The sequence below is a fragment of the Agromyces sp. MMS24-JH15 genome (assembly GCF_043518605.1).
In the GTDB taxonomy this organism is placed as follows: domain Bacteria; phylum Actinomycetota; class Actinomycetes; order Actinomycetales; family Microbacteriaceae; genus Agromyces.
The window spans coordinates 261708-276034 of record NZ_CP171358.1 but is presented as its reverse complement, the minus strand read 5'-3'; the positions used below and the strand labels follow the sequence as shown (position 1 = coordinate 276034).

The following is a 14327-nucleotide window of genomic DNA, read 5'->3' as shown; positions in this document are numbered from 1 at the left end:
CTGATCAGTGGCACAGGTGAAACTCGACCCCGCGCGGCTCGTCCAGGACGGCGACCACGTCTACGGCATCGCCCAGAGCATCGACGGCGCGATCGCCGCGCTCGAGAGCAGCCTCCGGGGGCTCGGCGGCATGGCGGGCGACGACGACTCGGCGGAGGAGTTCTGCGAGGGCGGTGACGGCTACGACGCGGTCGCCGGTCCGACGATCGACGCAGTCCGGTCGGTGACCAACGGCCTCCGACTGCTCGACTCCGCACTGTCCAACACGGCGCGGTCCTACGACGGCGCGCAGAAGCCGGGCGCCGGCCTCGATGCCGCGACGGCTCGGCCGGCGACGTCGACGCCGCGGATCGACCACTCGACCTCGCACGTGCCGAGTGCGCTCGGGCCCGGATGGCCCGGTCCGCTCGGCGAGTTCCAGGAGTTCCTCGAGTGGGGACTCCACCAGGTCGGCGTCGTCATCCCCACGGGTGACGAGGGCAAGCTCCAGAACGCGGCCGACGCGTGGGGGACCTTCGCCGGGAGCCTGCGCGGTGCGAAGGCCCGCATCGACGGGAGCCTGACGAACACGCAGTCGATGGTCCTGCCCCAGCGGGCCACGATCCTGTCGTGCCGCAACGGCCTGTCGACGAGCCTCGAGCGCCTCACCGAGGGCGCCGACGCGATGAAGCAGTGGATCGCGGACTTCCGCAAGCAGCTGCGGCAGACCCGCGAGGAGCTCGGCTGGTTCCTCCGCCAGATGGCGATCGAGCTCGCCGCGGACCTCGCGATCGGCGGCCTGCTCAGCATCGTCACGGCCGGCATCGGCGCACTCGCCACCGCCGCGAAGGCGACCTCGACCGTCATGCGCTGGTGCGTCAAGATCGCCCAGCTCATCATGCGCCTGAAGACGTTCCTGCAGGGCCTGCGCGGCATCTCGGGCGTCCTCGTGCGCGGCGCGCTGCGCATGGCGAAGGAGGGCCTGCAGGCCGGCCTCGCGAGCGGCTTCGCGACCGCCGCCGTGAACCACGCCCGTCGCAACGAGAAGGGCTACACGCCGCAGGACGTCGGCGTGGCCTTCGTCTCGGCGTTCGCCGGCGGCGCGCTCGCCGCGCCCGTCTCCCGGGTGCTCGGCGGCCAGGGCGGGACGGGCCTGCGGAACGTCCTTCGCGAGACGGCCGGCGAGACGGTCGGCGGCGCGGTCGACGGGCTCGCGAGCGCGCTCGCCGAGACCGGCATGACCGGCAACGACTTCAACCCCGGGTCGAGCGCGCTGTTCGGCGCCCTGCTGGGCGGCGGCCTGACCCTCGCCGGCCACGGCGTGAAGGCGGCGCTGCCCGGCGGCGGGCACGCCCCGTCGGGCCCGGGCGCACCGACCGGCGTCGGCTCGGTCGATCCCTCGGTTCAGGCGCCCACCCCGGCGGGAGCCGGGGCGGCCTCGAGCTCGGGCGCGCACGGCGGGTCCGGCTCGGCCCACCCCGACGCGTCGGGCATTCCGGCGGCGGTCTCGGCCGGCGCCGGTTCCGCGGCCGCGCACGGCGGCGGAGTCCACGTCGACATCGACGCGCCCTCGGCCGGTTCGGCTTCGGGGGGCGGCGGCGGGTCCGCCGCGCCGTCGAGCGTCGACGTGAGCGTGTCGGCGCCCGATGCGGGATCGGCTTCGCACGGTGCACCGGATGCCTCGGGCCATGGCGGCGCCCCGGATGTCCCGTCGCACGCGACCCCGGATGTCTCGTCGCACGGCTCGACGCCGGATGTCTCGTCGCACGCGACGCCGGACGCGACCCCGTCGCACGGCGCGACGCCGGATGCGACCCCGTCGCACGGCGCGACGCCGGATGCGACCCCGTCGCACGGCGCGACGCCGGATGCGACCCCGTCGCACGGCTCGACGCCGAATGCGACCCCGTCGCACGGCTCGACGCCGGATGTCTCGTCGCACGCGACTCCCGACACGACGTCGTCGCACGCGACGCCCGATGCGACCCCGTCGCACGGCGCCAACGAGGTCTCCTCGCACGCGGCCCCCGACGCCACCGCGACTCCGGCGCACGACGGGGGCGCCTCGGCGACCACGGCTGCGACCCACACGACGGCTGCCGCGGACGCGACCGCCCTCACGACGCCGGACGCGACGACGCCGGACGCGACGACGCCGGACGCCCCGGCGACCACCGCGCACACGGTCGTCGGACACGACGCGAGCGCGACGCACGCCCCCGCATCCGTGCACACCGACGCGTCGCACTCGACCGCGCCGGAGGCGACCACGACCGACACGGCGGCGGCCGAGGCATCCGCTCCCGAAACCGGCCACCATGTCGCAGGCCAGGAGTCGGCGGGCGGGAGCGACGCGATCGCACCCGAGCACATCGCCGCGGTCGGGGGCGGGGCGGCCGTGGCCGCCGCCGGCGTCGCGGCGCTCGCGAGGCCCGCGGGGCTCGCGTCGCTCCTCGGCGGCGTCGGCGCGCACGCGCCGGCCGCGCCCGCGACGCCCGGTTCCGCGCACGGCGGCAACGCCTCCGCACCCGCGAAGCCGGCCACCCCGGGTCACGGCTCCGACGGATCCGCAGCGCACGGTTCCGCCGGCGACGGCGCCGCGCACCCGGCCGGTGCCGACGCGCACGGCGTCGACCCGCACGGCGCGGACGCGACCGGTGCGGACGCGACGGCCCCCGACGCGAACAGCCCTGACGCGAACAGCCCCGACGCCAACAACCCCGACACACACAGTGCGATCTCCGAGCGCTCGATCGCCGAGATCGACCAGGCGCTGGGCCAGATCAACCCGCACTACGACCCGTCGGATCCGATGAACGGGTACGCGACCAACTGCGGCAACACGTCGTCGAACCTCTTCGACTTCCTGAACGGGAACGCGACCACCGAGGCATCCACCGGCACGCTGGGGATCCCCGAGATGGAGGCGCGCACGAACCTGCCGCAGACGGCGCTCACGTCGGCGCAGATCGAGTCCTCGCTGCGGGCGCAGGGCGCGGGTTCGCACGTGGTCGTCGGCATCGACCGGGCCGTCGGCGACGGACACTGGTTCAACGCGTACTTCGACGGCACCACCGTCTGGGCGCTCGACGCGCAGACCGGCACCCGCACGCCGTGGCCGCCGCACGAGCCGACCGCGACCGTCTGGGACGCCTCGATCCAGCCCGAGCACGTGGTGAACCCCGACGGGTCGAAGCCGTTCGCGGCGCCCGAGCCGGCCACGACTCCCGACGCGGGCAGTTCCCACGCGGGCAGCTCCCACGCGGGCACCTCCGACGCGGGCACCTCCCACGCCGGAGTCGAACCCTCGGGTTCCGACTCGGCGCACGATGCCGCGAGCGCCGACGCGCTGCAGCGCGCCGGCCGGGTCGCCGACTCGATCGCCGCGGGGACCGATCCGATGCACTCGTCGGCGATGGAGGGTCCCGGATGGACGAAGTACACGGTCGCCGACCTCCCCGACAACCCGAACTACGGCACGCCGCTGCCCGCGCACGGCACCTCGACGCCGCCGACGATCCCGACCGGGCACCCGGTCGGCAACGACCTCGTACGAGACCCCGCGCATCCGTGGGGACACGACGCCGCGACCGGGACGCCGCTCGACAAGGCGGGGTACGACGCCCGCTACGTCGAAGCCGCCCGCAACTGGGACGTGTACCCGCCGAACGAGGGCGCCGTGGCCGGCACCAGGGTCCACTTCACCAACCTGCGCGCGTTCATCGACGCATATGGGCGGACGCTCGACCGGGTCGGGCCGGAAGGCGGCGACTACCTCGGGCTTCGGATCGACGGCAGGCCGGCATCGTTCGAGGACCGAGGATTGCCGATCGGCTCGCTGGCGAAGGAATACCATCAGTACAAGTTCACCGATCATCTGCCTGCCGGGTGGCGGATCGAGATCTCGGAGATCGCTCCGGCGTTCGGTCGGGATGCCGGTGGGCTCCAGCTGCTCGTGACCGACGAGTTCGGCGACCGCGTCAGTGTGGAGATGCTGCTCGAAGAGGAGGTGATCGTGTGAGCGGGGATGAGGTCTTCAGCGCGGAGTTCGCCCAGTGGATCGCCTTGGCGGGGAACGCGGTGTTCGAGGAACCCGATCGGGTGACCGTCTCGGATCAGGGCGGTGAGATCCGCTATCCGGTGACGGTGCTGCCCGACGGGCGCTGGCTGGTGTCCCGCGCCGAGCGCTCGGGCGAGGACGTCCCGGAGCTCCGCTCCCTTGATCGGCTCGATGTCGAGCGGTACCTGACGGTGACGATCGGATCGGACCTGCGCTCGAGTCGAGGCTATGAGCGGATCCAGTTCCCGTCGGCAGTGGATGAGGTTGCCGAGCCGTTCCAGGTCGTCCGGTTGGAGGGGCGCTGGACGGGGCTGGTCGATGGGGTTTCCGGCGTGCGTCGTTCGGTCGAGATGGTCGATCGCACCGGGCATCCGATCGTGAAGTTCTCGCACTACGCCGACGTCCCGCTCGCGCAGATCCGCGAGTCCTTCGAGGCCGCCGACGGGGGCGTGTTCCGCGATGGGGTCGAGCGCGCTCGTCGCACGACGGCTCGAGCGGCCGCGCGGCTGGCAGCCAGCGAAGCCGAGCTGGGATCCTGACGTCCCGGTTCAGGCGACGCGGGTGCTGAGTAATCGGCTCGCCATGAGGATGACGTGTCCGTCGATCGACGATCTGATCGATGAGAGGATCCCGCGCTGACCGAGTCGCTCACGACCATCGCCGAAGCGTTGGCGGACTGGCTCGAACCGTTCCGTGTGGCATGGGTTCGAGCCGACGAGTCCGGATTTCTCGTCGATGATGGCGAGACGGTTCGACGTGTCGCCATCGCCGATGGTGTGGTGAGCATCCGCCGGACGGTCCGCGGCGAGGATCGAGGCATCGAGGTCGCTTCACCGGTCGCCACCGACATCGATCGCTACCTCACCGTGATCTTGGGCGATGGGATCCGGGCGCGACTCGGCTTGGGATGTCTCGAGAATCCCGGCGCGGATCGCCGCGTTGCGCCGGGCTTCGCTCTGGACGATGACGCCGTTGGTTACACGGCCCTCGTCGACACGCGGTCCGGGATGCGGCGTGTATTCGTGAGCGCGACGCAGGCGAGCAAGTTCTCCTACTACGCCGAGGCGGATCCGTACGAACTCGAGCATCCCGTGCCGCACGCGTTCGAGCCCGGCTCGGAGCTGTGGCGGATCGAGCTGGACGGTTCCGAGGTGCTGGTGGGCGTGTTCAACGCGATGGGGTGGGTTCGTGTCGTCCAGTGACGACGGTCTCGGGTGGCCGGGGCCGGGTTGGCTCCGGTCCGGTGGGCCGTTCGCACTCGTTCGTGGCGAGTGGTTCGCTACGACAGGGTGGCCGGATCGCGAGATCGCGCCGGACCGCTTGGACGCAGTCTTGATGCCGTCTCGGTCGCAGATCGCGACGATCGGTTGGGTCCGTGACGGTCTGGAAGCGCGAGACGTCGTTCGTACTCCGCGGAGGAACGTGGAGCGGCTGATCTCCGTCAGGCCGGTTGCCACGTTCCATGGCGGCCGGTTCCAGATACTGGCGCTTCACGATCGAGATGACCAGGAGATCCGGGGCTGGACGAGGCAGGACACGCCGGGCGCAACCGCATCCGTCCGCTACGACGGCGATGATCCGGACTGGGCCGAGATGTTGCCGGGGTTCTCCCGCACCGGGGAGTGGGACGGGCTCCAGGGTGCGGGCGTCTGGCACGACGCGATCCCGTTGGCGGAGCTGTCCGAGTTCGAAGAGGTCGTCGTCGCCGACGTGCGTCCGAATGAGCAGTGACACCCGCGCGGCTCCGATGGTGTGTGATGGTCAGGACGTGAGAGGCGGTTCCGGGTCGTGAGGTTCCTGCAGAAGGCGGTCATGCCGGCGCGCGAGGGCGCGTGGCTGGTGCACGGCAACGAGGTGGTGTGCGGCTACGTCGTGCAGGCGGAGCACGCGGCGTGGGCCGACACGCCCGAGAAGGTGTTCCGGTTGCACGGGCTCGGATTCGACGGGTCGCCGTTGGCGCCGTCGTTCCCGTTCTTGGACGTGGTGCGCATCCCGATCACCCCGTACGTGCGGGTCACCGCGGCGACGGGCGGCATCGACGAGACCGGGGCTGCGCTGACGGGTGGTGCCTTCATCGATCATCCGCCGTTCACCGGCACCGGGTTCGTCGGCGGGGTTCCGGAGGGGCTCATCCCGCTCTGGTGGCTCGATCCGGTCCGCATCCCGGCGGGGACCGAACTGTGGCGTATCTACGCAGACGCGCACGAGGAACTCGTCGCGGTGTTCCCCGGTGTCGCGGTGGGATGGGTCGCCGTCGGCGAGTATGCGCTCGAGCCGGAGTCGCGCGGGGTCCCATCGACCCTGCTCAACGTGTTCGGCAACTGGCGCGGTGCCCGGGTATTCGTCGACGAGCTGCCTGACGGCCGAGTGAGCGTCTCGTCGTTCGAGGAACTGCCGGACACGGCGCAGACGAGCCGCGGCCTCTGGGCGGCGGAGGTCGACCTCGGCGAGGTGACCGAGATCGCCGCGGTGCGGTTCACCTGCACGTGGCGGGGTCTGCCGTTCCAGGTGATCGACCGGTACACGGGCGACCGGGCGCGACTGGTCTACCTCGGGCGGGATGTCACGAAGGCCGAGGCGTTGCAGCTGACGAAGACGGACGCGGGCGTGTACGAGGCATCCGTGCTCTGGACCGAACTCGCCGACCTGCAGGGCGTCGAACTCTCGCGCGTGCCCTGACGACGTGATCACCGCGCGGGAGATCGCCCGACGGCTGCAGGATCACGTGGCGGCGGTGTCGTCGTCCGGGGGCCTGTCCGCATGGGCACCCCTGCCCATTCCCGCAGCGGCATGGATCGGTAGACTTCCGCGGGGCGGCGTGCCGCCCGTCGCACGTCGTCGGACCGGGGCATCCGCCCGGCCGTCGTGCTGAGATCCCAGAGACGCAAGCGAGGAAGACCCGCATGACATCGTTCCGCAGTTTCGACCCGGTCGCGCCGATCTCCGAGGAGACCATCGCGCGCTTCGCGGGGCAGGTGCCGACCGGCGTCGCCGACGCCTGGCGCCGCTACGGTGCGGGCCAGGTCGGGGCCGACGGGTTCTTCCGCTTCGTCGACCCGGCACGTGCCGCGCAGGCGCTGGACGGGGTGCTCGGACTGCCCGAGGGATCGACGGTGCTGTTCACGACCGCGCTCGGCGACCTGGTCGTGCACGTCAACGGCATCTTCCTCGTCGTGAAGTCGCGCCTCGGCGCGACCGACGTCATCGAGGGGGCCGGGTTCGACGACCTGGTCGCGTCGATCGAGCGCCCGGCCGACCTCGAGTCCGTTTGGGAGTGGCAGCCGTACCCGGCGGCGCGCGATCGCGACGGCGTGCCCGGATTCGAGGAGTGCTTCGGGTTCGTGCCGCTGCTCGTGCTCGGCGGTCCCGGCACCGCCGACCACCTGCACCGCGGCGGCCTCTGGGAGCACCTCGCGCTCATCGGCCAGCTGGCGGGGTCGCCGCAGGTGCGCCGCACGCTCCAGTTGGGCGGAGCGGGAACCGCGACGGATGCCTCCGGCGCGGCCGGCGACGCCTCCGCAGGCGGAGCCGGAGGCTCCCGGGACCGACTCGTGCAGATCGGCACCGAGCTGTTCGCGGGCCTCACGCAGAACCCGACCTTGAACGTGATCGACCTGCCCGACGGGCTCGGCGTGTGCCTCGTGCACGCCGCGCGAGGCGGCGGCAAGATCTACGTCGCGCCCGATGAGTCGGTGCTGTTCGTCGGCTCGGCCGTCGACTTCGACGCAGGGCTCGGCGCCTTCCGCGATGGCGTCCGCACGCCGCGTGAGAAGTTCCAGCTGAACGGCGGTGCCCGTTGAGCGACACGCTCGCCGAGCGCTGCGCCCGCCTGCGCGAGCCCGTCACGCAGCTCATCGCGGTGAGCCTCGGCGCCGGCTACCGGCCTCAGGACCTGCCCGACCTCTCGCGCGCGATCGCCGAGGTGCGGGGCATCCTCGCGGAGGACCCGAGCGGCCTGCCGGACGGTGCGTTCACCCAGTGGCTGCCGACCGCGCTGCGGAACCTCGACCGCATGCAGGAGGCCGTCGACCGGGGCGACGCGGGCGCGTCCTACGCGATCCTCACCGACCGCACCGAGGGCTTCATCCGCCTCACGGTGGGCTGCGCCGGATTCCCCGGCTGGTCGGCCGACGGCGAGGGCTGACGGCCCCGCCCGCCCGGCCTCAGGCCTTCGGCGTCGGCCACTTCCGGTCGAGCATCGGGTTCTTCCAGTCGAAGTAGTCGAAGACCCCGGTGAATCGCGCGGTCGGGATGCCCCGCCGCGCCGCGGCATCCATGAGCACCTGCGCCGACTGCTGCGCCGTGCCGTCGTCGAGGACCGCGTCGAGCAGCATCGGGATGAGCCCGCGGCGCGCGCCGTCGTGCTCGTCCCAGAGGCTGACGCGCTCCGCGCCCGGTGCCGTGCCGAACGCCCGCTTGAGTGCGACGCCGTCGCGCACTCCGAGCTCGCACAGCAGCGTGCCGCTGCCGGCGTGGAGCGCGGCGACCGCGAACGCGCCCCAGACCGGGATGCTCCGGAGCCGGTCCGAGCGGCCGCGGTCGTCGAGCACGCCGACGAAGACGACCTCGGTCCACGGGATGAGCGGTGCGCCGCCCATCCGCACACCGGCGTCGGTGACCTCGAACGCGATACCGTCTGCCGCGACGAGGAGCCGGTGCGCCCGCCCGCGCTGCACGGCGACGACCACCGAGACGACGCACGCGGCGACCCCGATCACGGCGAGGACCGTGACGACCCACCACATGCCCTCGAGGAGCGTCGTCACGACGCCGACGACCAGCGCGGCGCCGAGCACCGCGCTCGCGACGATGATGCCCGTGTTCCATCGCCGCGCGCGCTCGACCCGGGCACGGTCGACGGGTGCGCGGTAGGTGGGGTGCATTCCGGCTCCTGGGCGTCGGCGGGGGATGGTTCGGGCGGTTCGTGACGACTGTAGAGGACGCGTGCGCGCGGTGCGTACGCTCGAATCGTGGACAGGTCGAGCGGGCCGTGGGTCGTCGCCGGATTCGCGGCGGCACTCGACCTCGCGCTCGTGGTCTTCGCGTTCGGGTTCGCGAGCCTGCTGGTCGACGCCGACGTCGTCGCCGAGTCGGGCGTCGGCATCCTCGTGGTGCCCGCCGCGATCGGGGCATCCGTCGCCGCGGTGCTCGTGGTGCTGGGCTTCCGGCTCCGCAGGCCCGATCGGATGGCCGGGACGGTCGTGCTCACGGCGGCGGGCGCGTGGCTCTCGCTCGTGCTGGTCGCGACCCTCGCCCGCCTGCTCGACAGCACCGGGCCCGCGCTCGCGAGCGCGGCCTTCGGCCTCGGCTTCGGCATCGGATGGTTCGGGCTGCTGGTCCCGGCGATCGCCGCGCTCGTGGCATCCCTCGCGGTGCTCGTCGCGCGCGGCCGCGCCGAGGGCATGGACCGGCCGCGTTGGCCGTGGGAGCGCGACGACGACGAATGAACCGGGCTCGCCCCGGGGCAGGATCAGGCGCGCAGGAACGGGTCGAGGAACCCCTTGATCGCCGCGGGCGTCGCCGGGTTCTTGAATCCGTCGAGCGGCACCTCGCGGAGCGCGACGAACGCGTTCTCGCGGAGGACCGCGACGGGCAGCGGATGCCAGGCCCGGTCGACCTTCGCGCTCACGGTCGCGTAGGCGACGCCGTCGGCCTTCGCGATCCAGAGGCCGCACGCGACCGACCCCTTCCCGACGGGCAGCGGCAGGTAGGTGCGCGGGTCGCCGCTGCGGAATCGGTCGAGCCACGCGGCCGCATCCTGCGGGGCGAGGCGGAGCTGCTGCGCGGTGAGCCGGCGGAGCCGGGTGCCGGTGGCGACCCGCTCCCAGCTGAACGACCACGCGATGAGCTGGAGGAGGCCGTAGGCGGCGAAGGCGAAGCCGATGAGGACGGCGCCCGGCGCGACGAGGCCGCGCCCGCCCGATCGCCGGCCCTGCCAGGCGGCCGCCTGCTCGAGCCACCAGTCGTAGTTCACGATCGAGAAGATCGCGAGGGCCGCGCCGGCGACCAGCAGCGCGATCGCCCAGCCGGTCTTCCAGCCGGAGCGCACGCGTCGCAGCTCGTCGGTCATCGTCGCGAACGGGAGTTCCTCGGGGGCCAGCTTCATCCGATGCTTCCTGTGTCCTCGTGCTTCCCGTGCGCGCCGGAGGGCGCCGCGGGGGGCGGCCGCTCGGCGCCCCGGCGAGCATAACCGACCGGTCGGGGCATCCTTCGCAGTATCGTGAGAGACCGTGGAGGGCTCGATGGAGGCGCGCGTGAGCCATGAGGTGGACAACTGGCTCCGCTGGCTGCCGCGCTGGCACCCGGGGACGCACCGCGGGCGCGCCCGCCTGTGCCAGCGCTGCTTCGGTTCGCCGATCCTCGCGGCCGCCGGCCTCGACGTGGATGTCCCGCACCCGGTGCAGCACGCGTTCTCGATGCGCATGAAGGGCGTCATCGACGACGCCGTCGACGACTACACCGCCCGCAACCTGCCGATGCTGCACCGGGAGATCCACCTCGCCGAGGAGCGCAAGGCGCGCCGCCCGTACCGCGCGGGGGAGGGATTGGACCCCGAGTTCCTCGGCCTCGAGGTCGATCCCGAGCCGGTGCCCGACCAGCCGTTCCTGTTCACGCTCGCCGGCCTCGAGGCCGAGACCGCCGCCGAGGCCGCCGAGCCGGCGCCCCGTCCGTTCACGCCGGACGAGAAGGAGGCGCTCCGCGAGGAGGTGCGCCTCGCCGACGAGTTCGCGAAGCAACTGGGCCGCCGGATCTGCGTCGAGCTCGCCCAGCACCGGTTCCGGATCGGCAACGCGGTCGAGCGACTCGTCGAGCCGCAGGTCGCGGAACTGCTCGCGGACCTCGATCGAGAACTGGATGCCCCGGGCTGGATGGGCTGAGCCCATTTGACCGCCCGGTTACGCCGGATTACACTTGACCGGGTGTGCGCATTCGCGCGCGTGTGCGCTGTGCTCGGGAGACCGGGCGCGGCGGGCGGGCGATCGGAATCGCACGCCAGGGCTCTCGGCGCCATCGCCGGGTCGGGCCCCCACGGCATACCCACCATTGCAGGCCTCGCGGTTCCGCGTGGCCGGTGGGTCGTGATGTGAAACCCATCATCGCTGTCACCGTGCAGCACAACAAGGAGAAGCAGTGCCAACCATTCAGCAGTTGGTCCGCAAGGGTCGCTCGCCCAAGGTCTCGAAGACCAAGGCGCCCGCCCTGAAGGCCAACCCCCAGCAGCGCGGCGTGTGCACGCGTGTGTACACCACCACCCCGAAGAAGCCGAACTCCGCGCTCCGCAAGGTCGCCCGTGTGAAGCTCTCGAACGGCACCGAGGTCACCGCCTACATCCCCGGCGAGGGCCACAACCTGCAGGAGCACTCGATGGTGCTCGTGCGCGGCGGTCGTGTGAAGGACCTCCCGGGTGTCCGTTACAAGATCATCCGCGGCGCGCTCGACACGCAGGCCGTCAAGAACCGCAAGCAGGCTCGTAGCCGCTACGGCGCGAAGATGGAGAAGAAGTAATGCCTCGCAAGGGACCCGCTCCGAAGCGCCCCGTCGTCGCAGACCCCGTCTACGGCTCGCCGGTCGTCAGCCAGCTCGTCAACAAGATCCTCATCGACGGCAAGAAGGACCTCGCCCAGCGCATCGTCTACGAGGCGCTCGAGAACGTGGCGAACAAGTCCGGCCAGGACGCCGTCGCGGTCCTGAAGAAGGCCCTCGACAACGTGCGCCCGACCCTCGAGGTCCGGTCGCGCCGCGTCGGCGGCTCGACCTACCAGGTCCCCGTCGAGGTCAAGCCCCACCGCGCGAACACCCTGGCGCTGCGCTGGCTCACCAGCTACGCCAAGGCTCGTCGCGAGAAGACCATGACCGAGCGTCTCACCAACGAGATCCTCGACGCGTCGAACGGCCTGGGTGCCGCGGTCAAGCGCCGCGAGGACACCCACAAGATGGCCGAGTCGAACCGCGCCTTCGCCCACTACCGCTGGTAGTAGGCCGAGCGGATGCCTCGGGCCACCGCCCGGGGCATCCGCTCGCCCCCATCGCTGTACGTTCCTAACATCCGGAGGAACCCCCGTGGCACAAGACGTGCTCACCGACCTGAGCAAGGTCCGCAACATCGGCATCATGGCGCACATCGATGCCGGCAAGACCACCACCACCGAGCGCATCCTGTTCTACACGGGCGTCAACCACAAGCTCGGCGAGACGCACGACGGTGCCTCGACGACCGACTGGATGGAGCAGGAGAAGGAGCGCGGCATCACCATCACGTCCGCCGCGGTCACCTGCTTCTGGGACAAGAACCAGATCAACATCATCGACACGCCGGGCCACGTCGACTTCACCGTCGAGGTGGAGCGCTCGCTCCGCGTGCTCGACGGCGCGGTCGCCGTCTTCGATGGCAAGGAGGGCGTCGAGCCCCAGTCCGAGACCGTCTGGCGCCAGGCCGACAAGTACAACGTCCCCCGCATCTGCTTCGTCAACAAGATGGACAAGCTCGGCGCGGACTTCTACTTCACCGTCGACACCATCGTCTCGCGCCTCGGCGCGAAGCCGCTCGTGCTGCAGCTCCCGATCGGTGCCGAGAACGACTTCATCGGCGTCATCGACCTCATCAAGATGCAGGCGCTCGTCTGGCCGGGCGACGCCAAGGGCGACGTGACCATGGGCGCCAAGTACGAGGTCCAGGAGATCCCCGCGGACCTCAAGGACAAGGCCGACGAGTACCGTCACACCCTCCTCGAGACCGTCGCCGAGAGCGACGACGCGCTGCTCGAGAAGTACTTCGGCGGCGAGGAGCTGACCGAGGCCGAGATCAAGGGCGCCATCCGCAAGATGGTCGTCAACTCGGAGATCTACCCCGTGCTCTGCGGCTCCGCGTTCAAGAACCGCGGCGTCCAGCCGATGCTCGACGCGGTCATCGACTACCTGCCGTCGCCGCTCGACGTGCCGGCGATCGAGGGTCGCAACCCGCGCAACGAGGACGAGGTCATCGAGCGTCACCCCGACGCCAACGACCCGTTCGCCGCGCTCGCGTTCAAGGTCGCGGTGCACCCGTTCTTCGGTCGCCTCACCTACGTCCGCGTCTACTCGGGCCACCTCGACTCCGGCGCCCAGGTCGTCAACTCGACCAAGGGCAAGAAGGAGCGCATCGGGAAGATCTTCCAGATGCACGCCAACAAGGAGAACCCGGTCGACTCGGTCACCGCGGGCAACATCTACGCCGTCATCGGCCTCAAGGACACGACCACGGGCGACACCCTGTCCGACCCGGACAACCAGGTCGTCCTCGAGTCGATGACGTTCCCGGAGCCGGTCATCGAGGTCGCCATCGAGCCGAAGACCAAGGCCGACCAGGAGAAGCTGGGCACCGCGATCCAGAAGCTCGCCGAGGAGGACCCGACCTTCCGCACCGAGCTCAACCAGGAGACCGGCCAGACCGTCATCAAGGGCATGGGCGAGCTGCACCTCGACATCCTCGTGGACCGCATGAAGCGCGAGTTCAAGGTCGAGGCGAACGTCGGCAAGCCCCAGGTCGCGTACCGCGAGACCATCAAGAAGGCCGTCGAGCGCCACGACTACACCCACAAGAAGCAGACGGGTGGCTCGGGCCAGTTCGCGAAGATCCAGTTCAAGCTCGAGCCGCTCGCGGTCGAGGGCGACAAGACCTACGAGTTCGAGAACGCCGTGACCGGTGGCCGCGTCCCGCGCGAGTACATCCCCTCGGTCGACGCCGGCTTCCAGGACGCCATGCAGTACGGCGTGCTCGCCGGCTACCCGATGGTCGGCGTGAAGGCGACCCTCACCGATGGTGCCGCGCACGACGTCGACTCCTCGGAGATGGCGTTCAAGATCGCGGGCTCGATGGGCTTCAAGGAGGCCGCCCGCAAGGCGAGCCCCGTCCTGCTCGAACCGCTGATGAGCGTCGAGGTCCGTACTCCGGAGGAGTACATGGGCGACGTCATCGGCGACCTGAACTCGCGCCGCGGCCAGATCCAGTCCATGGAGGACGCCGCCGGTGTGAAGGTCGTGCGTGCGCACGTCCCGCTCTCGGAGATGTTCGGCTACATCGGCGACCTGCGGTCCAAGACCTCGGGCCGCGCCGTGTACTCGATGGAGTTCGAGAGCTACGCGGAGGTCCCGAAGGCTGTCGCCGACGAGATCGTCCAGAAGAACAAGGGCGAATAGCCCTCGACGCACGGCCCCACCCGGGTCGCGTAACATAACAACAAACCCCTGCAGACTACCGAGCGCAATCCGGTGCCCGGCGGTTCTGCACGAAGTCCTGAGGAGGACCCCA

14 protein-coding genes are annotated in these 14327 nt (G+C 71.2%); 12 read left to right on the top strand and 2 right to left on the bottom strand.

Annotation, left to right across the window (positions count from 1 at the left end; all coding sequences use genetic code 11):
- The first annotated feature begins 7 nt into the window (after window positions 1–7).
- The 7 genes from ACDF64_RS01345 to ACDF64_RS01315 all read left to right on the top strand — a co-directional run bounded on the left by ACDF64_RS01345 (window position 8) and on the right by ACDF64_RS01315 (window position 8183).
- Window positions 8–4000 carry a glycohydrolase toxin TNT-related protein gene (locus tag ACDF64_RS01345; RefSeq protein ID WP_394552986.1) on the top strand — a complete coding sequence of 1331 codons (3993 nt, stop codon included), beginning with the start codon at window positions 8–10 and terminating at the stop codon, window positions 3998–4000.
- Window positions 3997–4578 (top strand): Imm61 family immunity protein, encoded by a 582-nt coding sequence (locus tag ACDF64_RS01340; protein WP_394552985.1) that lies wholly within the window; start codon window positions 3997–3999, stop codon window positions 4576–4578. The genes ACDF64_RS01345 and ACDF64_RS01340 overlap by 4 nt, the downstream gene beginning before the upstream one ends.
- Before the next feature lie 129 nt (window positions 4579–4707).
- Window positions 4708–5241: an Imm61 family immunity protein gene (locus tag ACDF64_RS01335; RefSeq protein WP_394552984.1), complete on the top strand. Its 534-nt coding sequence runs from the start codon at window positions 4708–4710 to the stop codon at window positions 5239–5241.
- A gap of 220 nt (window positions 5242–5461) precedes the next feature.
- Entirely contained in the window at window positions 5462–5770 is a 309-nt protein-coding gene (locus ACDF64_RS01330) for a hypothetical protein (RefSeq protein WP_394552983.1), read from the top strand.
- 57 nt (window positions 5771–5827) lie between these two features.
- The gene (locus tag ACDF64_RS01325; RefSeq protein WP_394552982.1) at window positions 5828–6718 is read left to right on the top strand and encodes a hypothetical protein; all 891 of its coding nucleotides are present in this window, start codon (window positions 5828–5830) and stop codon (window positions 6716–6718) included.
- Between the two features lie 224 nt (window positions 6719–6942).
- Complete coding sequence (locus ACDF64_RS01320) at window positions 6943–7839, top strand: T6SS immunity protein Tdi1 domain-containing protein (protein ID WP_394552981.1); 897 nt, start codon at window positions 6943–6945, stop codon at window positions 7837–7839.
- Entirely contained in the window at window positions 7836–8183 is a 348-nt protein-coding gene (locus ACDF64_RS01315) for a hypothetical protein (RefSeq protein WP_394552980.1), read from the top strand. The genes ACDF64_RS01320 and ACDF64_RS01315 overlap by 4 nt, the downstream gene beginning before the upstream one ends.
- Before the next feature lie 19 nt (window positions 8184–8202).
- Here the strand turns inward: ACDF64_RS01315 and ACDF64_RS01310 are convergent, their stop codons facing one another.
- Window positions 8203–8922, bottom strand: coding sequence for a hypothetical protein (locus ACDF64_RS01310; protein WP_394552979.1), 720 nt, complete (start codon window positions 8920–8922; stop codon window positions 8203–8205).
- A gap of 87 nt (window positions 8923–9009) precedes the next feature.
- Here ACDF64_RS01310 and ACDF64_RS01305 point away from each other — a divergent pair, with 87 nt between their 5' ends.
- A complete protein-coding gene (locus ACDF64_RS01305; protein ID WP_394552978.1) occupies window positions 9010–9486 on the top strand; it encodes a hypothetical protein in 477 nt (158 codons plus the stop codon).
- A gap of 23 nt (window positions 9487–9509) precedes the next feature.
- On the opposite strand, the gene ACDF64_RS01300 is transcribed toward ACDF64_RS01305, so the two are convergent.
- The gene (locus tag ACDF64_RS01300) at window positions 9510–10145 is read right to left on the bottom strand and encodes a hypothetical protein (RefSeq protein WP_394552977.1); all 636 of its coding nucleotides are present in this window, start codon (window positions 10143–10145) and stop codon (window positions 9510–9512) included.
- Between the two features lie 148 nt (window positions 10146–10293).
- Here ACDF64_RS01300 and ACDF64_RS01295 point away from each other — a divergent pair, with 148 nt between their 5' ends.
- From ACDF64_RS01295 to fusA, 4 genes are all read left to right on the top strand, one after another.
- Window positions 10294–10917: a spermidine/putrescine ABC transporter substrate-binding protein gene (locus ACDF64_RS01295; RefSeq protein ID WP_394552976.1), complete on the top strand. Its 624-nt coding sequence runs from the start codon at window positions 10294–10296 to the stop codon at window positions 10915–10917.
- A gap of 253 nt (window positions 10918–11170) precedes the next feature.
- Window positions 11171–11545: a 30S ribosomal protein S12 gene (gene rpsL, locus ACDF64_RS01290; RefSeq protein ID WP_121477587.1), complete on the top strand. Its 375-nt coding sequence runs from the start codon at window positions 11171–11173 to the stop codon at window positions 11543–11545.
- Window positions 11545–12015 (top strand): 30S ribosomal protein S7, encoded by a 471-nt coding sequence (gene rpsG / locus ACDF64_RS01285; protein WP_121477586.1) that lies wholly within the window; start codon window positions 11545–11547, stop codon window positions 12013–12015. Before rpsL ends, rpsG begins: the two co-directional genes overlap by 1 nt.
- Before the next feature lie 85 nt (window positions 12016–12100).
- Window positions 12101–14215 carry an elongation factor G gene (fusA, locus tag ACDF64_RS01280; protein ID WP_394552975.1) on the top strand — a complete coding sequence of 705 codons (2115 nt, stop codon included), beginning with the start codon at window positions 12101–12103 and terminating at the stop codon, window positions 14213–14215.
- The last annotated feature ends 112 nt before the right edge of the window (window positions 14216–14327 follow it).